This window comes from Mucilaginibacter sp. A3364, from assembly GCF_059690715.1.
This window is the reverse complement of sequence record NZ_JCAWED010000002.1, coordinates 344987-362881: the sequence shown is the minus strand read 5'-3', so window position 1 is coordinate 362881 and position 17895 is coordinate 344987. Positions and strand designations below refer to the sequence as shown.

Annotated in this window: 15 protein-coding genes; all 15 read left to right on the top strand. The window is 42.4% G+C overall.

The genetic code is table 11. The features are described 5' to 3' along the window. Nucleotide 1 precedes the first annotated feature (1 nt). The 15 genes from AC59JT_RS14165 (at nucleotide 2) to AC59JT_RS14095 (ending at nucleotide 17895) form a co-directional block, all read left to right on the top strand. Nucleotides 2-1780 carry an ABC transporter ATP-binding protein gene (locus tag AC59JT_RS14165; protein WP_497399999.1) on the top strand — a complete coding sequence of 593 codons (1779 nt, stop codon included), beginning with the start codon at nucleotides 2-4 and terminating at the stop codon, nucleotides 1778-1780. A gap of 37 nt (nucleotides 1781-1817) precedes the next feature. Further along, complete coding sequence (locus tag AC59JT_RS14160) at nucleotides 1818-2921, top strand: acyltransferase family protein (RefSeq protein ID WP_497399997.1); 1104 nt, start codon at nucleotides 1818-1820, stop codon at nucleotides 2919-2921. A 59-nt stretch (nucleotides 2922-2980) separates the two neighbouring features. Next, entirely contained in the window at nucleotides 2981-4030 is a 1050-nt protein-coding gene (gene neuB / locus AC59JT_RS14155) for an N-acetylneuraminate synthase (protein ID WP_497399995.1), read from the top strand. Further along, nucleotides 4030-5166, top strand: a complete 1137-nt coding sequence (neuC, locus tag AC59JT_RS14150) for a UDP-N-acetylglucosamine 2-epimerase (RefSeq protein ID WP_497399993.1) — start codon at nucleotides 4030-4032, stop codon at nucleotides 5164-5166. The genes neuB and neuC overlap by 1 nt, the downstream gene beginning before the upstream one ends. A 7-nt stretch (nucleotides 5167-5173) precedes the next feature. Further along, on the top strand, nucleotides 5174-5866 hold the full coding sequence (locus tag AC59JT_RS14145; RefSeq protein WP_497399991.1) for an acylneuraminate cytidylyltransferase family protein: 693 nt from the start codon (nucleotides 5174-5176) through the stop codon (nucleotides 5864-5866). Further along, entirely contained in the window at nucleotides 5866-6990 is a 1125-nt protein-coding gene (locus AC59JT_RS14140; protein WP_497399989.1) for a polysaccharide pyruvyl transferase family protein, read from the top strand. Before AC59JT_RS14145 ends, AC59JT_RS14140 begins: the two co-directional genes overlap by 1 nt. Nucleotides 6991-7030: 40 nt before the next feature. Next, a complete protein-coding gene (locus AC59JT_RS14135) occupies nucleotides 7031-8413 on the top strand; it encodes a surface carbohydrate biosynthesis protein (RefSeq protein WP_497399987.1) in 1383 nt (460 codons plus the stop codon). A 26-nt stretch (nucleotides 8414-8439) separates the two neighbouring features. Continuing rightward, nucleotides 8440-9366, top strand: coding sequence for a glycosyltransferase family A protein (locus tag AC59JT_RS14130; RefSeq protein WP_497399985.1), 927 nt, complete (start codon nucleotides 8440-8442; stop codon nucleotides 9364-9366). A gap of 9 nt (nucleotides 9367-9375) precedes the next feature. Then, nucleotides 9376-10695, top strand: a complete 1320-nt coding sequence (locus AC59JT_RS14125) for a phenylacetate--CoA ligase family protein (protein WP_497399983.1) — start codon at nucleotides 9376-9378, stop codon at nucleotides 10693-10695. A gap of 8 nt (nucleotides 10696-10703) precedes the next feature. Beyond that, complete coding sequence (locus tag AC59JT_RS14120; protein ID WP_497399981.1) at nucleotides 10704-11762, top strand: glycosyltransferase; 1059 nt, start codon at nucleotides 10704-10706, stop codon at nucleotides 11760-11762. Nucleotides 11763-11795: 33 nt separating this feature from the next. Then, entirely contained in the window at nucleotides 11796-12872 is a 1077-nt protein-coding gene (locus AC59JT_RS14115; protein ID WP_497399979.1) for a glycosyltransferase family 4 protein, read from the top strand. Between the two features lie 121 nt (nucleotides 12873-12993). Next, the gene (locus AC59JT_RS14110; RefSeq protein ID WP_497399977.1) at nucleotides 12994-14166 is read left to right on the top strand and encodes a hypothetical protein; all 1173 of its coding nucleotides are present in this window, start codon (nucleotides 12994-12996) and stop codon (nucleotides 14164-14166) included. 25 nt (nucleotides 14167-14191) lie between these two features. After that, entirely contained in the window at nucleotides 14192-15565 is a 1374-nt protein-coding gene (locus tag AC59JT_RS14105; RefSeq protein ID WP_497399975.1) for a right-handed parallel beta-helix repeat-containing protein, read from the top strand. Then, nucleotides 15546-16727 (top strand): glycosyltransferase family 4 protein, encoded by a 1182-nt coding sequence (locus tag AC59JT_RS14100; protein ID WP_497399973.1) that lies wholly within the window; start codon nucleotides 15546-15548, stop codon nucleotides 16725-16727. The genes AC59JT_RS14105 and AC59JT_RS14100 overlap by 20 nt, the downstream gene beginning before the upstream one ends. Before the next feature lie 4 nt (nucleotides 16728-16731). Beyond that, nucleotides 16732-17895 carry a pyridoxal phosphate-dependent aminotransferase gene (locus tag AC59JT_RS14095; RefSeq protein WP_497399971.1) on the top strand — a complete coding sequence of 388 codons (1164 nt, stop codon included), beginning with the start codon at nucleotides 16732-16734 and terminating at the stop codon, nucleotides 17893-17895.

The window sequence follows — 17895 nt, the reverse complement described above, 5'->3', positions numbered from 1 at the left end:
GATGAAGATTAAGTTTAAGAATAATTTCCTGGGTTATTTTTTATTTTATTACAGCGTAGTAGGCAATAAAATACTGATAAACCTTGCCCTGGGCGTAGGTGTAAGTTTTTTAGATGGCATTGGCCTGGCTATGTTTATGCCTTTGCTAAACGCTACAGCGGGAAAAAAGAGCGCTGATAATTTTTTAACCAGGGCTTTTAACGGCGTAGGGATTGACCTTACTTTAACTAACGTATTGATTTTACTGGTTGTAGTTTTTTGCTGTAAAGGGCTTTTAAAATACGCGCAATTAAGATACCAGATAGGTGTAAGGCAATTGTTCATCAAAAAAGTACGCTACTCGTTAGTAAACCAACTGCAGGACCTTAGCTACCAGGGCTTTTTAAAGATGGATGCGGGCCGTATTCAAAATACGCTTACTTCCGAAGTGCAGCGCCTTTTTCAGGGCATGAACTTTTATTTTAACGCCACGCAGTCGTTTGTAATGTTGATGACCTATGTGGCATTGGCTATTTTGGCTAACTACCAGTTTGCCATTTTGGTTGCTGTGGGTGCAACGCTGTCAAACCTGGTTTACCGCAAGGTATATATTGTTACCAAACGTCAGTCGGTAGCGTTATCAAAAAAGGCTAATGATTTTAATGCTTACCTGATACAGGCTATCCATAACTTTAAGTACCTCAAATCAACCAACTACTTTGCAAAGTTTAACGGTAAGCTGAAGTATGTAATTGACGATTCGGAATCGATAAACAAACGCATGGGTTTTTACAGCGCCATTACTACCGCCGGGCGCGAACCCATGATCATTATTATAGTTGCCGCGGTAATATACGTACAGCTTAACTTTTTGGGCGGTAACCTGGCTGCTATTTTAGTGAGTTTGATACTGTTTTATCGCTCGTTAACTTTCCTGATCGTTATACAAAACCACTGGCAAAACTTTGTGCAAAACATTGGTGCCATGCAATCAATAGCCGATATTAATGCCGAGATGGATGAGATGAAGGAGCCTGCGGTACACCGCGAGTTTATCAACATTAAAAATAATATCCTGATCAAAAACGCCGTGTTTGCCTATGGCGAGAACAAGGTTTTAAATGATATTACTATTGATATTCCTAAAAACCAAACCATTGCCCTGATAGGCGAAAGCGGATCGGGCAAAACCACGCTGGCCAACATGATAGCCGGCCTGATAAAACCCCAGGAAGGCGATTTATTGATTGACGAGGTTAGCTTGCGCGATTACAACATCGGTAGTTTCCGTAACACTATTGGCTATATATCGCAGGAGCCGGTAATTTTTAGCGATAACATTTTTAATAACATTACTTTTTGGGCCGAGCCAACTGCCGAAAATAAAGCCCGCTTTGAAGAGATCATTGAACTATCATCGCTTAAAGCGTTTATAGATGGCCTGCCCGAGCGCGAACTTACCCAGCTGGGTGATAACGGTATGCTGATATCCGGTGGACAAAAACAACGCATATCCATAGCCCGCGAGCTGTATAAGAAAGCCGAAGTACTGATCATGGACGAGGCTACATCGGCGCTTGATTCGGAAACGGAAAAGAACATACAGGAGAATATTGAAAAACTGCATGGCAGTTATACTATGGTTATTATAGCGCACAGGCTATCAACCATAAAAAATGCCGATACCATTTATTTATTGGAAAAAGGCAAAATAAAAGCATTCGGCGACTTTAAAACTATGTTAGAAATTTCACCCAAATTCAAACATATGATATCTTTGCAGGAATTATCAAGTAATTGATTATTAAATAAATAGTTTTGTATAGCGAAACCTACTGATGGACAATACCCCTAAAGCCTTAAACAGAAATAAAAACGAGCTGCTGGCCCTAACGGGTATCAGGGGGCTTGCAGCGACCGGGGTTTTACTGGGCCACCTAAACGCCGATCTGCAAAAATGGGTTGACGTAGAAAAGTATTTCTTTGCCCAGCCTTATGTCGATCTGTTTTTTGTGTTATCGGGTTTTGTTATCAGTTATGTTTATTTGCCGGCCTATACACGTAGCCGTACGTTCTTTTACAAGTTTTACTCGGCGCGTTTGGCGCGTATCTATCCGCTGTACCTGTTTGCGTTGGCGGTGTATATTTTAAGCTACTCGTCGCGCGATATTATAAAAGGTACATTCAGTTTTGATGTAATGGCCCTGGGCAACCAGTTGGTGCTGCTAAGCGCCATGCCATTTTTTTACCTGAAAAAGCTGTTGGTATTTACCTCATGGTCGGTAAGTATTGAGTGGTGGTTGTATATACTATTGTTCCCGGTTTTGCTGGTGCTAAAAAAAGTGCATCGCGTGTTATCATCGCCATTGGTAATTACCTTGCTAAGCATAGGCGTGGTTGTGTACATGTACAGCATAACCGGCGAGGGCACAGTAACCCGCTCATGGCCCGCCTGGATACGCGGCGTAGCCGGTTTTACATCAGGCTGGATGCTGTATTACCATTATAAAAACGAAACACCGTTTGCCAAATTTTGCGGTAAATATTGCAATGTTTTTGCCGCGCTGTGGTTCACACTGATCATTATCGTGCCCTTCTTTACCAACGTGCAGCCATGGATGGTATTAGCGGTATCTCCGTTTTTTATATTGGGCTTGTGTTTTCCGTCGGCGTCAACCAATTTCCTGTCAAACAAAGTGATGGTGTTTTTGGGCGATGTATCATACTCGGTGTATTTGCTGCATCCGGTAGTGTTGGTGTTTTTAAAAAGCGTGGTTAACCACAAGCTGGCAAAGCACCCTATGCTGGCTTCGGTTTTGTATCCGGTAGCATCAATTGCCATAGTAATGGTTATATCAAGCATAACCTATAAGTTTTTAGAAAAACCTGCCCGTAATTTTATCCTGAGCAAACTGGTGCCCAGGCATAAATCAATTACATAAGCGCTTACAATTGAATAACAGTTAGTAATAATTCAGTAACAGATATAAGTATAATAACAATGAGTACTACTCCATACATACAAATAGGCAATCGTAAAATAGGCTACGACTTTGATCCGGTGGTTATTGCAGAAATAGGTATCAATCACGAAGGATCATTAAAAACAGCCTTCGAAATGGTTGACGCTGCGCACGCGGCAGGAGCCGAAATTGTTAAGCACCAAACTCATATTGTTGAAGACGAAATGAGCGGCGACGCCAAAAAAGTTATCCCCGGAAATGCTGACGTATCTATTTACGAGATCATGCAACGTTGCTCATTAAACGAAGCTGATGAGAAAGCGTTAATGGAGTATGTAGAGTCAAAAGGTATGATCTTTATCAGCACGCCTTTTTCAAGAGCTGCTGCCGACAGGTTAAATAAATTTAATGTAGCAGCTTACAAAATAGGTTCGGGCGAATGTAATAACTATCCGCTGCTGGAGCACGTTGCCAAATTTGGCAAACCTATCATTTTAAGCACCGGTATGAACACTATCGAAAATATTGAAAAAGCGGTAGCCATATTCAGAAAACACAATACACAGTACGCTTTATTGCACTGCACCAATATTTACCCAACCCCACCACACCTGGTGCGCCTGGGTGCCATGAATGAGTTAGCCGAAACTTTCCCTGACGCTGTTGTAGGCCTGTCAGACCATACGGTTAATAACCTGGCCTGTTTAGGTGCGGTAGCCTTAGGCGCGTCAATTTTAGAACGCCACTTTACTGATAGTATGGATAGGCCGGGCCCCGACATTGTATGCTCTATGGACCCAACCGCGCTTACCGAACTGATTGAAGGATCAAAAATATTGAAGCAGGAAAGAGGCGGCAAAAAAGGTTTAATAAAAGAAGAACAGCCTACTATTGATTTTGCTTACGCATCGGTAGTAACTATTGAAGATATTGCGGAAGGCGAAGTATTTACCGACAAGAATATCTGGGTTAAAAGACCCGGAACCGGCGAGATACTGGCCGAAAGTTATAACGACCTGTTAGGCAAAAAAGCCACCACCGCTATAGCCAAAGATGTGCATGTAAAATGGGCCAACGTTGAAAAATAATGAGTAAAAAAATTCTATTTCTTACAGGCACACGTGCAGACTTTGGTAAACTTAAGCCATTAATTAACGCGGTACAGGCCGACCCTGAATTTCAGTGCCATATTTTTGCAACCGGCATGCATATGCTGGCAAAGTATGGTAAAACCGTTAAGGAAATCAAGCATGCCGGTTATGATAACATATTTATGTACATTAACCAGATGGATGGCGATAGTATGGAGGTGGTATTGGCTAACACTATTTCGGGCCTTACACGCTATCTGCACGAAACGCCTATTGACCTGATCGTAATACATGGCGACAGGATAGAGGCGCTTGCCGGCGCAACCGTAGGCGCGTTAAGAAACACGCTTGTTGCCCATGTTGAAGGCGGAGAAGTATCGGGTACAATTGATGACCTTTTGCGCCATGCAACTTCAAAACTATCGCACATACACTTTGTGGCCAGCAATATTGCCAAAAGGCGACTGCAGCAGCTGGGCGAAACCGAATCAAGCATTCACGAGATCGGGTCGCCGGATATTGACGTAATGTTGTCTGATTCGTTGCCATCACTGGACGATGCCCGGGCACGTTATCAAATACCATTTGAAAACTATGGCGTTGCCATGCTGCACCCGGTTACAACCGAGATAGATATACAGGAAGAAAACGCTGTAAAGTTTGTAGATGCCCTGATAAAAAGCGACAGGAAATACATCGTTATTTATCCTAATAATGATTTGGGATCTGATAAAATATATAACATTTATAAAGCCCGCCTGGAGCAACATCCAAACATCAGGATGTTCCCGTCTTTAAGGTTTGAGTTTTTCCTTTCGTTTTTAAAACATGCCGATTTTATTATCGGTAACTCAAGCGCCGGTATACATGAGGCGCCGGTATATGGCGTACCAAGCATCAATATCGGTACAAGGCAAAACAACAGGTTTCAGTACGAGTCTATTTTTAACGTGCCGTTTGAAGTAGATAAAATAGTGGAGTCGGTTAGTAAAATAGGCACGCGCCAACGCTTTACACCTTGCGGCCATTATGGCGATGGTACCAGCGCCATAAAGTTTTTAAAAGTGATGAAATCGGATGCGCTTTGGCAAATTTCTAAACAAAAGAAATTTAGCGACGTAGCTTTTCAGTAAAAAATACATGTATAAAGGAAAAAAAGTTTTATCACTGATTACAGCGAGAGGGGGTTCAAAGGGTATTCCCGGGAAGAACATCATCGATCTTGGTGGTAAACCTGTTATAGCCTGGAGCATTGAAGCTGCCTTGAACAGTAAATTTATTGATAGGTTAATACTATCAAGCGATGATGCTAACATCATAAATGTAGCCAGGCAGTATGGCTGCGATGTGCCTTTTATCAGGCCCGAAGAACTTGCTACGGATACAAGCACCAGCATGGACGTAATTATGCATGCGCTTGACAATGTTGATGGCGATTATGATTACCTGATGCTATTGCAGCCAACATCGCCTTTTCGTACAACAGCGCATATTGATGATTGTATTGCCCAAACTATTGATACCGGCCATGATCTGATGGTATCGGTATCAAGGGTGAAAAAGCATCCACAATTTATGTTTTACAAGGGTGCTGATGATGCTTTGAACCCGGTAATTGGTTTTGTACCTAACCAAAGGCGACAGGATCAGCCAGCGGTGTATGAGCATAACGGAGCACTGTATTTTTCGAAAATTGATTTTTTAAGGGCGGTTAAATCATATAACACGCCCGAAGCACATGGCTTTGAAATGACGGGATATGCCAACCTTGATCTGGATGAGATGGCCGATTTGGAATATGCCCGCTTTTTAATCGAACAAAAATATATTTAATGAAGATCTTACATTTAGCAGCCTTTAATGGCAACATTGGCGATAACGCCAGCCACATGGGCTTACGAACGGTGTTAAAGTCGCTTATCCCCGATAAGTACGAGATAGATAACCTGGAGATCAGAAAGTTTTATAATAACTATAATTTAAGCGACAAACATAAGTTTGATGCTGACTTTGCAACACTGGTAAACCGGTATGACCTGTTAATAATTGGCGGCGGCGGTTTCCTGGATTTTTGGGTAGAGAATAGCGCAACAGGCACCACTTTAAATATTAGTAAAGAGGTTTTAGATCAAATTAAAACGCCTATAGCCATTATAAGCGTTGGCAGCATACCGCACAAAGAGGTGCCCGAAGGTAACATCCCTAAATTCAGAGCGTTTTTAGATGCTTTGCTAAGCAGGGAAAATACATTTATAGGCGTTAGGAATGATGGGTCAAGCAGCATCTTACGCGAGTATATTGGTAAAGAGTATGCCGATAAAATTCCGGAGGTTTTGGATAGCGGGTTCTTTTATGAAAATGACGGAACCCTTTACAATCCAAGCCCTAAAAAATATGTACTTATCAATACCACTGCCGACCAGGTGTTGATGAACAACACCCAAATGGGTAAGGTTGAAACCAGCCTGTATATTAAAGAAATGTCAGAAGTAATAAACCATATTTTGGCTGATACCGATATGGATATTGTTTTTGCCCCACATATTTACAGTGATTATGACGCGATAAACAAGCTATTGGTTAACGTGAATGATTATGATGTAAGAACCAAGATCAGGATAGCGCCGTTTTCGCAAGGCGATTACGGCTGCAACCAGGTTTTTTCGGCCTATAAAAACAGCTCGCTGGTTTTAGGGATGCGTTTCCATGCCAACGTATGCTCAATAGCTATGGATACACAGGTTTTAGGCATTGCTGCGCTGGATAGGATTACCAACATGTACAACAGCCTTGATATGGCCGACAGGGTAGTGATGATTGACAGGGAATTTGCCGATGCCCTGATTGAAAAAACAAAACTGGTTTTTGACAATAAGTTTGCCATTAACACACAACTGTTAAACGCTAAACGCACCGAAACCATTTCATTATACACCAATATATTAAACACGATATAAGGCTTGGCTTTTAAGCTTTATAACAATTGCAGTATACCCCATGGCTAACATTTTATTCCCGGTAGAAACGATAAACAGAGAGATTGATTACAGGTTAACTTTGGCGGCTATTTTAAGTGGCAATGATCATCATATCTTTATCGGCCAGCAGCATTTTTTGCATAACCTTATCCCCGAGTTTAAAACCGGCGTATATGTAGGCAAAAATGTATTTAGCAAGCGTGCCGACATTGAAACCGGCGCCCGCTATCGCCAGCTAAAAAAAAGCGATATAGACCTGGTATACCTGCACGAAGAAGGTGGTGCTTATTTTGGCAGCGAAGATGAATGGAAAGCCAAACAGGACTCATTATACAACATTAATATTTTTGACGAAAAAGACAGGATATGTGTTTGGGGCGATTTTCAGCGCGAGCATGACGAGGAGCGTATTGCAAATAAAAATATAAAAATACACACAACCGGCCATCCGCGTTTTGACTTGTACAAACAAAAATACAACGGCATATACCAGGACGATATTAAAAAAATTAAAGCCAGGTATGGCGACTATGTGCTGGTTAACGGCAACTATTCAAAAGCTAACCATGCCAGCGGGCTTGACCGCGTTTTTTCAAGCCGCGGTAATTATGTGGTAAACGATATACCTAAGCGCCTTCACCGTGTTGGACAGTTTAGTTATACTGCCGGCCAGTTGGCTAAAATGATAGAGCTGACGCATCACCTGGCGGTTAAATTTCCGCAATTAAACTTCGTGTATCGCCCGCACCCTATCGAGAGCCACGATATATATAAAACAGTATTTAAAGATATCCCTAACATACATGTGGTGTATGACGGGCCCGTAGCGCCATGGATTATAGGTGCCAAAGTTATTTTGCACGATGGCTGTACAACGGCTATCGAGGGCCAGTTATCGGGCGTGCCGGTGATTAATTACAAGCCAAATTTTTCTGATACCTATGATATTTACCTGCCCAATCAAATGGGCCGCAGGGCAAACACCATTGAGGGCGTTATTGAATTGATGGACCTGGCTTTAACAGATAAGAAGAAATTTGACGATGGTTTTGAATACCCGGAAAGAGCCGTTCGCCTGATGGAGAATTTAAGGGCCGATTCGTTTGAATTATATGTTAATGTAATTAAAAATAAGCTTGCGCAGTTAACGGCAACGTCAACAGCGCCATCTTCATCGGTTATCTCAAAATATTACATCAAATCTGAAATAAGGAAAAAGGTGTTACGCACCCTGAAAAAAGTATTAGGCAGAAACAAAGGCAATGACGCGACTGTAAATGATCAAAAATTTCAGGGCTTTGATGAAGCCTACGTTAAAGCCAAAATAAATATGCTTGAAACTATACTTGGTAAAAAAATTACAGTAAAGGTTCATAACAGGTATTTTATAGAAGTAATATAACCCGCAAGGTTTAAAAGCTTGGCACAATGGCAGACACATTTTTTTCGGTAATTATCCCGGTTCATAACAAAAAGCCGCATCTGGACCGATCAATAAACTCGGTGCTTAAGCAAACCTATGGCAATTTTGAGTTGATATTGGTTGATGATGCATCCACCGATGGGTCGACCGAAAAGCTTACCGAATTTGTTGAGCCCCGCATTACCCACATCAGGCGCGATACGCCGGGCCCGGGTGGCTACGCTGCCCGTAACGCAGGCATCGCGACAGCTAAATACAACTGGATATGTTTTTTAGATGCTGATGATGAGTGGGCACCCAATTTATTGGAAAACCTGAACAGCGTTATTAACGAAAGGCCGGAAGCAACTTTACTAAGCTGGGGCTGGAATTTGGTGAAAGATGGTATGCAAACGCCCGATGCGCATTCAAAAAAACATGCGGCTAACAGACAACGGTTAATTAACTACACCCTGGTTTACTTTTTAAATGGCCCGCGCAACATTTGGACGGGTGCAGTGGCTATAAAAAAAGAGGTGTTTGCACAAGCGGGTGATTTCCCGGTTGGCCGTTGCAAACGCGGGGGCGACCTGGATATGTGGGTGCGTGCCCTGCAGGCCAGTACAGAGAGTATACATATTAACCAGGTGTTTTCATCGTATTACCTCGACTCGGTAAACATGGTAACCAAAAATGCTACCTCGGCCCTGCCATGTACTTACCCAACATTAGAAGCCATCAGAAAAAGCAGCAGCGATAAAAAACTTATTGCTGCTATCAATAAATTTCAGAACGAAACCATATCAAGCGTTGCACAGCGCAACGTTACACAAGGCGGCAAAATAGACTACAGGTTGCTATCGCACATGAATTTTTCGAAATACATGATGCAGGCCATAGTTAAAGTGCATGCCAAAAGATTAAGAAGCATTTTTAAACGAGCGGGTAAATAAAGCTATTATATGAAAGGAATATTTAAGCACATATTTCAGCGCCAGCAGATAAAGAAATATAAGGAGCTAAAAAAAATTGGCCAGCCCCGTGATGCCGAAGTGGTAAAATACCAGATGGATAAGCTGAAGGATATTTTGCGCATAGCCAATAAAACGCCTTATTATAAAAACCTATTGGCGGCTATTGATATTGATAAACTTACCTATAGCGAGTTTACCCAAATACCTGTTTTAACAAAAGATATTCTGCGTGAGCACGGTAAGGAAATGTGCGATGAAAGTTATCCTAAAAAAGATAAAGTTTACAGAAACACTTCGGGCGGCTCAACCGGCGAACCGGTGGCGTTTTACCAAACCCGCGATCAAATGTATGATGGCGTGGGAAGCTACTACTATGCAAATTACCTGAACGGCGTAAACCCGTCAGACAGTTCGGTAACCTTTTGGGGTGCCGCGCGCGATATGCATAACTATAAAAAGAAATCGCTTAAAAAGGTCATCAAAAATATAAGCGACCAAAGTATCACGCTCAACACCTTTGTAATGAGCGACGAGATCATTAACGACTACGTTAATATCCTGAACAAGCGCAAGCCTAAATATATTAAGGCTTATGTGCATTCTATTTACGAGATAGCGAAGTACATTAACCGCAACAACATCAAAATTAAGTTTAAGCCTATTATACAATCAACAACGGGCCCTTTATACCCGGCAATTAAAGCCGAGATAAAAAAAGCATTTAATGATTGCCATGTGTTTAGTTTTTATGGCTCGCGCGAGGTGCATGCCATCGCTACCGAAACCCCTGCAGATAACGGTTTCAAGGTGATGTTTGATAACGTGTTGGTTGAAATACTGGATGAACATAACCAACCCGTAAAAAAAGGCGAGGACGGAGAGATTGTGGTTACCACGCTTCATAGCCTTTATATGCCTTTGATCAGGTACAAGATTGGCGACCGGGGCGTTAAAGGCGACGATAACGAATGGGTGCTGAATATAAAATCGGTACTTGGCCGCACGCTGGGCATAGTGTACCGCAAAGATGGCAGCTATATTGACGGGCAGTTTTTTACCACGTTGTTTTTTAACCTTACCGGTATTGATAAGTTTCAGCTTATTCAAAAGTCGACAGAAAAAATTGTACTTAAAATAGTTAAGAATGCCAACTATGATGAGGCTGAATTGGAGCGCATATTAGGCATTATAAAGAAAGAAGTGCCCGGAACGGAGATAGAGGTATTATTTACCAATGATATTGATCTTTCTTCTACAGGTAAGTTAATGTACGTGTATTCTGAGTTATCTGATCATAAAATAGCTTAAGGCCGGGAATGAAAAAAGTTGTTTTTATTTTACCACGTGTAGGTGGTGGCGGTGCCGAAAAGATGCTGGTAAACATTATCAGCACGCTTGACCTGGATAAAATAAAAGTCACACTGTTATCCATCAGCGCGTCTGACGATTTTGTAAAAATGCTGCCGCCTGGCATTGACCTGGTGTTTTTAAACAAGCCAAATCTTAGGGCGGGGTTTAAGGATATTTACAAAAAACTAAAGGAAATTAAGCCGGATATAGTATTTACCAGCTTAAACCATATAAGCCTGGCCAGTTTGCTTATCCGTAAAATTTCGGGGCTAAAATATTTGCCGATAGTAAGGTTGTCGCACGGCCCCAAAGCTAAGCGCCAGCGTAACTTAATTGGTAAGGTGGGCGCCGCGGTTAACAGGCTGTTATTTAAAAGCGCGCACTACATAGTAGCTCAAACCGAAGAAATGCGCCAGGATACTATCGCTTTTTACAATTTACCGGCTGATAGGGTACTGCATATCCCCAACATTATTTTGCACACCCTGGCTGATGTTGAAGATACCGGCACCGTAAATTTTGACAGTGACGATTATAACATTGTATCCGCCGGCCGCTTGGTGCATATTAAAGGGTTTGATATTTTGATACAGGCTACCGCGCAGGTTTTTAAGCAAATACCCAACACCAAAGTGCACATTTTGGGCCGCGAAAATAATGAGCCGGGCTACAAGAAAAAATTAGAAGACCTGGTAGAAACGCTGGGTTTGCAACAGGTGGTTATATTTCACGGTTTTAAAACTAATGTTACCGAATACTTTAAGGCGGCCGATGTTTTGGCCCTGCCGTCAAGAGAAGAAGGTTTCCCGAATGTGGTGCTGGAGTCATTGTACCTGGGCACACCTGTGGTGGTAACCAATTGCACCGATTTTGACGGCATTGTTGATGAAGGGAAAAATGGCTATATCGTACCGGTGTCTGATCCGGACGCGTTGGCTCAACGTTTAATTGATGCTAAGAGTCTGCCCGCAACAACATTGGTCATCAATAATTTTGACTACACTACTTTTTTTGAGAACTGCTGATAAGTGATAAGCGGTTAATAAACATGCGCTGCAATGCAAAAAAAAATATTATTCATAACCCCGGCATTTAACAAAGGCGGAGCCGAAAATCAGCTGTTTAAACTGGCCGCGTTCTTACGTACGCGTAATTATGAGGTTGAGATACTTTCCTTCATTAATACCAATGATTTTGCTGATAAGCTTGCTGTTTCGAATATCAAATTTACCGCCTTGCCATCAAAAGGCATAAAAGGTAAGCTGGCTTTAATACCGGGAACCTTAAGCTATGTGCGCAAATCAAAACCGGATATCATCATATCGTTCATGTTTATTGCCAATTTGGTAGCGCGTTTGGTAAAAGTGTTTAGCCGTATACCGCTTATTACCTCGGTAAGGAATAATGAGATATCAGGCAAATACGCGTGGTTGTATAAGCGTACTTATAAAATAGATGACGCTACGGTATTCAATTCGGATTTTGCGTTGCAGAAATTTAAAAAGCTGGGCATTACGCACCCGGACGACAGGTCATCGCTCATTAATAACGCCATCGAGGTGCCGGCAGCCAGTACAGGAAAAATCCCTAACGATGAATTTAAATGGCTGAGCATCGCGCATTTCAGGCCGCAGAAAGATTATCGAACCTTATTTGAAGCAGCCAAATTGCTTAAAGACCGCGGCCTGAAATTTGAGTTGGGCGTTTTGGGCCACACTTTCGGTCAAACCTGGCCGCAGGAGTATATTGACGGCCTGGGCCTTACCGATGAAGTTAAAATTATTGGTTTTGTAAAAGACCCATCAACTTATATTAAACAGGCGGATGCCCTGGTGCTTTCATCGTTATGGGAAGGTACCCCTAACGCTTTATTAGAGGCCATGTCGCACAACCTGCCTATTGTGGCTTCGGCCATACCGGGTAACACAGATTTGGTTGACGCTACCGCTTGCGGTTTGTTGTTTACCAAGCAAAACGCCGGAGATCTGGCCGACAAAATGGCGGCAATGATGGCGCTTGATGCCGGCGCCCGTACACAGATGGGTACAAAAGGTTATGCTTACGTGGCCGATAATTATGAAGCCGGTAAAATACATGCCCAATGGCTGGCTGTTATATTAAAAGCAATGCGCTAATGCTTGATAAGGCACTTATAATAAAAATGATGTGTATTTTTGCCGAAAGGATAGGCGCTGCATGAATGAATTTACCTCACTCCGGATAACGGACATACTTCCATTTATAATGTTTTGTGTCTTGAGCGGTTATTATGCTTCTGCCTTGTCAAAACTAACCAAGCACAAAGAGTTTATTTTTAACTTCTTTTTAGGCATAGCGGCGGTACACTTTATCGCGCTTTTTTACGGCCTGGTAATTACCGGCGGTGCCGATGCCAAAGTTTACTACCGAACCGCGTATTACATGACCGATGATATCTGGTTCAAAACATTTGGGCAGGGTACTACATTTGTGCATTTTTTCACCTTTCCGTTTGTTCATTTTTTGGGTCTTTCCTACAATGGTGGGTACCTGGTGTTCTCGTGCTTCGGTCTTTCGGGATATTACTTTTTGATGAAAACGCTGCTTTACATTATGGCACGGTATTCATTAATGGTTAAAAAAACATACTTCTACATCCTGTTGCTGCCGGGGGTACACATCTGGAACATTGCCATTGGTAAAGATGCTTTGATGTTTTTTGGTGTGGCGATTTTTTTCTACGGGGTGATAAGGATAAAATATATCCATATTATAATAGGCGTTTTCTTTGTAGGTATCATCCGCTCGCCGGTATTGCTGTTGTTTGTGGTAGGTTTAACCATAGGTAACGTGTTGCTTAACGAGAAATCCAAAACCGTGCAAAAGGTATTCATAATGATCGTGTTTGCAGCAATGTCTGTTGTGTTATTACCGCTGGTACAGGCACGCTTAAAGTTGGATAGTGTGGATTACGAAGCGGTAACCAATAAAGCTGATTCAAGGCTGGCATTAAACCAGGATGGTGGCTCATCGGTTAACATGGCCAATGCAAGTTTCCCGGCAAAAGTTTTTGGCTTTATGTTCAGGCCTCTTTTTTATGACGCGCGTAGCGGCATGATGCTATATGCATCCATAGAAAACGCGGTGTGGCTTATCATGAGCATAAGTATTCTGCTAAACCTGCGCGGATCCGTTTTTAAGTCAAGATACAAGGGTTTGTTCGCTATGTTATTGTTTGGGGTGATACTGCCGGTTATTGCACAGTCAAGTACGCTGTCAAACCTGGGTATTGCCGTGCGTATGAAAACCATGTACTTTACGCCACTGGTGCTGCTTTTCTTTTTAAGCAGGGATTACGCGCTCAGAAAAGCTGCCGGTACAAAAAAGCGATCAAAGTTTAAAACCATTACACCCGCGGCTAAAACAAATGCCGCCGTTGAAACTTCATAGTATAATTATAAAAAGCAACAAGGCCATGATTATAGCAAGAAGTATAAAATGTATAGCAATAGTACTTGTACTATTAGGCGTAAGCCACAGTAAAATAAGCGCACAAACCGCAAATGCCAAAGGCGAGATAAGTATAAAACAATTTGGCGCTAAAGGCGATGGTGTTACTGACGATTACAATGCTTTGCTAAAAGCGGCTGATTATATTAACAAAAAAGGTGGCGGTACACTACTGTTCCCAAAGGGTACTTATTATATAAAAGCCTATCGCACAAAGCAAAATCCTTATGATAATATTAGCTTTTTGAATTGCACCGGCCTTAATATTATTGGCAGCCAGGCAGTAATATCGGTTAACGGAAATTTTAAGCGTGTGCGCGATGCCGAAACAGCTAAAGGTAACGGCAATAGTTTTACAACGGCCATTGTTCCGTTGGTAATCAGCCAGTGCAAAAATGTATTGGTGCAAGGGCTTGAGATAAATGGCAATGTTGACAAAATGACCCGCGATAAAGGTATTGCCGAGCGGTCATCGCATTTGGTACGCATAACCCAATGCGAAAACGTAACACTTAAAGATCTTTACCTTCATCATGCGCAAAGCGACGGCTTATATATAACCGGTGCCGATGTGCCCACTTTAAATGTTAAAGCCAATAACGTGGTTTGCAGTAACAACGCCAGGCAGGGTATGTCAATAACAGGGTTGTATGGCGGGCAGTTTACTAACTGCAAATTCACCGGCACCGGCTTTACTGGCGCTTATGGTGGCCATGCACCTACAGCCGGGGTTGACATTGAGCCTAATAAGCTTTATAAAGATTATAAAACCGGCAGTATTGTGTTTGATAACTGTATCTTTGCCGGCAATTTAGGCAGCCAGTTTGTTTGTACGGCACCCAATAAAACGGCAAACGTTGTGCTTAAAAACTGCACGGTAACATCAACCGAAAAAAGCTCGGGATATACCATGATATTATCGGCTGTTAACTTGATAGTTGATAATTGTACCATTGATTGTGCCAACGGCAGCATCTACGCTAAAGGAAAGAAAAGCGGATCGACAGTACAGATATTAAACAGCAGGATAAAAAGCGCCGAGAGTGGCATTAAAGGAGCGTCGACAGATGCGTCCGACTCGCTCATTATAAAGAATAACGAATTAACAAGCACCGCTAAAGAAGGGTTTTCAACGTACTTCCCTTACCTGCGTATGCCGGGTTTAATATTCGAAAACAACAAGATCTACATACCAAAGCACGCGGTTAAAAAAGGTAAGCCGGTATCGCTGATCCAGAATGCTTCGGTATCAAAAGATAATTCATTTTATTCAGATAAAAACGAACAAAGGCCCGTAGTATCATACAAAGGCACCAAATATGTTAAAGACCAGCAATAGCGATAAGCAACTTAAACTCATCCGTATTACAACCATCCCCGAATCATTACGGGGGCTGCTTAAGGGCCAGTTGCGCTACATGAACCAGTTTTACAATGTAACAGCTGTTTCGGGCGCGGGCCAGGCCCTGGAGGACGTTAAAAATACCGAAGAAGTTGCGGTTTATCCTATTACCATGACGCGCACTATATCGCCGGTTAAAGACCTGAAGTCGCTCTACCAGTTAGTTAAATTTCTGCGTAAACACAAGCCCGAAATAGTGCACACGCATACGCCTAAGGCGGGTTTGCTGGGTATGATGGCCGCCTGGATAGCACGCGTACCGGTTAAAATGCATACCGTAGCAGGCATGCCGCTAATGGAAACAACCGGCAAAAAACGCGAGCTGTTAATAGCCATTGAAAAACTAACCTATAAGTTTGCCGATAAGGTTTATCCCAACTCGTACGGCTTAAAGGATTTTATTTTAGCGCATAATTTTGCCCCTGCAAGTAAAGTTAAAGTGATAGGCAAAGGCAGTTCAAACGGGGTTGATCTTGACTTTTTTGATCCTGATAAATTTGAAGCAAGTATTGAAGGTATTCCATCTGCATTGCTGCAACCCGGAGCGTTTAATTACCTTGCTATCGGTCGCATAGTGAAGGATAAAGGTATTAACGAGTTGGTGGCAGCCTTTGATAAACTAAGCAAACTTCAACCCAACGCAAACCTCATCTTAGTTGGCGATTTTGAACGAACCCTTGACCCGGTAAAACCCGAAACCGAAGAGATCATCAATAGCCATCCCAGCATTTATTTTGTAGGCTATCAAAAGGATGTAAGACATTATTTAAAAATTGCGCAGGTGGTGGTGTTCCCAAGCTATCGCGAAGGCCTGCCTAACGTACCTATGCAGGCCGGGGCCTTTAACATACCGGTTATATGTACCAATATTGTAGGTTGTGCAGATATTGTTGACCATGAGGTGAATGGCTTACTGGTAGCGCCAAAATCAGAAACCGAACTGTTTGATGCCATGGTAAGGTTAGAAACCGATGAGGCCTTATACAATAGCATAAAAAATGCCGCCCGCGGTGTTATAAAAAGTAAGTACAACAGGCCTTACGTGTTTGAAGAGATACACAAGGAATACGAATTGTTAACAGCAAATTTGAAAAAATAGATATATGAAACTGCATAGTAGTCTGGTAATGTCGCCATCGTTGGAGTTAGGTAAAACCATTGCCGAATTGAAACAAAAAGGCGAAAAAATTATCTCCCTGGGTTTAGGCGAACCTGAATTTGATACCCCGCAAAACATTAAGGACGCCGCCATTGCAGCTATCATGAACGGTCGCACCCGTTACTCGGCCGCCAATGGCCTTGCCGAATTGAGGGAGCTGGTTGCCAACAAACTGCAAACCGCCAATAATATTCAGGCAACAGCAGCACAGGTTATGGTTGTGCCAGGTGCTAAAAATGCTTTATACCTGGCGCTTGCTGCGATATTACAGCCGGGTGACGAGATCATTAACTTTACGCCATGCTATGTGAGTAACATCCCCCTTATTTACCTGGCGGAACCGCAAGCGAAGGCCGTAAATATTGATATGAGCAAAACCGACTTCAGCATTGATATGGATGCCGTGAAAAACGCGGTTACAGATAAAACCAAGGCTATACTCATTAATTTTCCTAATAACCCTACCGGTACCATACTATCAAAAGAACAGATTGCCGAACTTACCGCGTTCTGCATCAGCAAAAACATTATCATTATTTCTGATGAGATCTATGAGCCGGTTTATTTTGGCAATGAAGAGTTCGCCTGTCCGGCTGCTTTTGATACCGACGGTCAGCATGTGGTAACCATCAACGGTTTCAGCAAATCATTTTCAATGACAGGCTGGCGAATTGGTTACCTGCATACCCGCAACACGGCTATATACCAAACAATGCTGAAGATCAATCAGCAAATAAACACCAACACGCCCGAGTTTACGCAGTTTGCGGCTATTGAGGGTTTGAAAAATAATGCCGAGACTTTAAAGAATTTTAAGGCTGATCTGAAATATCGCGCGCAGTATGTTTACGATAGGATCAACTCATCAAAAAAACTAAGCATTGTTAAGCCAACCGGCGGTATTTTTGGTTTCCTGAACATATCAAAAACCGGTATGACGAGCGACCAGTTTACCATCGAATTTTTAAAAGCGCAGAAGGTGGCAGTATTGGCCGGCAACTCGTTCGGCGAGAATTTTGACGATCACTGCCGCATATCGCTGGTAAACACTACCGAGCAGATAAAAGAAGGTGTTGACCGATTGATAACTTTTGCAGATTCATTATAA

Excerpts from the sequence above, each read along its gene's own strand:
- AC59JT_RS14095 (WP_497399971.1), top strand. The coding sequence starts at position 16,732 with ATGAAACTGCATAGTAGTCTGGTAATGTCGCCATCGTTGGAGTTAGGT.
- AC59JT_RS14140 (WP_497399989.1), top strand. The coding sequence starts at position 5,866 with ATGAAGATCTTACATTTAGCAGCCTTTAATGGCAACATTGGCGATAAC.
- AC59JT_RS14120 (WP_497399981.1), top strand. The coding sequence starts at position 10,704 with ATGAAAAAAGTTGTTTTTATTTTACCACGTGTAGGTGGTGGCGGTGCC.
- AC59JT_RS14165 (WP_497399999.1), top strand. The coding sequence starts at position 2 with ATGAAGATTAAGTTTAAGAATAATTTCCTGGGTTATTTTTTATTTTAT.
- AC59JT_RS14145 (WP_497399991.1), top strand. The coding sequence starts at position 5,174 with ATGTATAAAGGAAAAAAAGTTTTATCACTGATTACAGCGAGAGGGGGT.
- AC59JT_RS14100 (WP_497399973.1), top strand. The coding sequence starts at position 15,546 with ATGTTAAAGACCAGCAATAGCGATAAGCAACTTAAACTCATCCGTATT.
- AC59JT_RS14160 (WP_497399997.1), top strand. The coding sequence starts at position 1,818 with ATGGACAATACCCCTAAAGCCTTAAACAGAAATAAAAACGAGCTGCTG.
- AC59JT_RS14125 (WP_497399983.1), top strand. The coding sequence starts at position 9,376 with ATGAAAGGAATATTTAAGCACATATTTCAGCGCCAGCAGATAAAGAAA.
- AC59JT_RS14130 (WP_497399985.1), top strand. The coding sequence starts at position 8,440 with ATGGCAGACACATTTTTTTCGGTAATTATCCCGGTTCATAACAAAAAG.
- neuC (WP_497399993.1), top strand. The coding sequence starts at position 4,030 with ATGAGTAAAAAAATTCTATTTCTTACAGGCACACGTGCAGACTTTGGT.
- neuB (WP_497399995.1), top strand. The coding sequence starts at position 2,981 with ATGAGTACTACTCCATACATACAAATAGGCAATCGTAAAATAGGCTAC.
- AC59JT_RS14105 (WP_497399975.1), top strand. The coding sequence starts at position 14,192 with ATGATTATAGCAAGAAGTATAAAATGTATAGCAATAGTACTTGTACTA.
- AC59JT_RS14135 (WP_497399987.1), top strand. The coding sequence starts at position 7,031 with ATGGCTAACATTTTATTCCCGGTAGAAACGATAAACAGAGAGATTGAT.
- AC59JT_RS14115 (WP_497399979.1), top strand. The coding sequence starts at position 11,796 with ATGCAAAAAAAAATATTATTCATAACCCCGGCATTTAACAAAGGCGGA.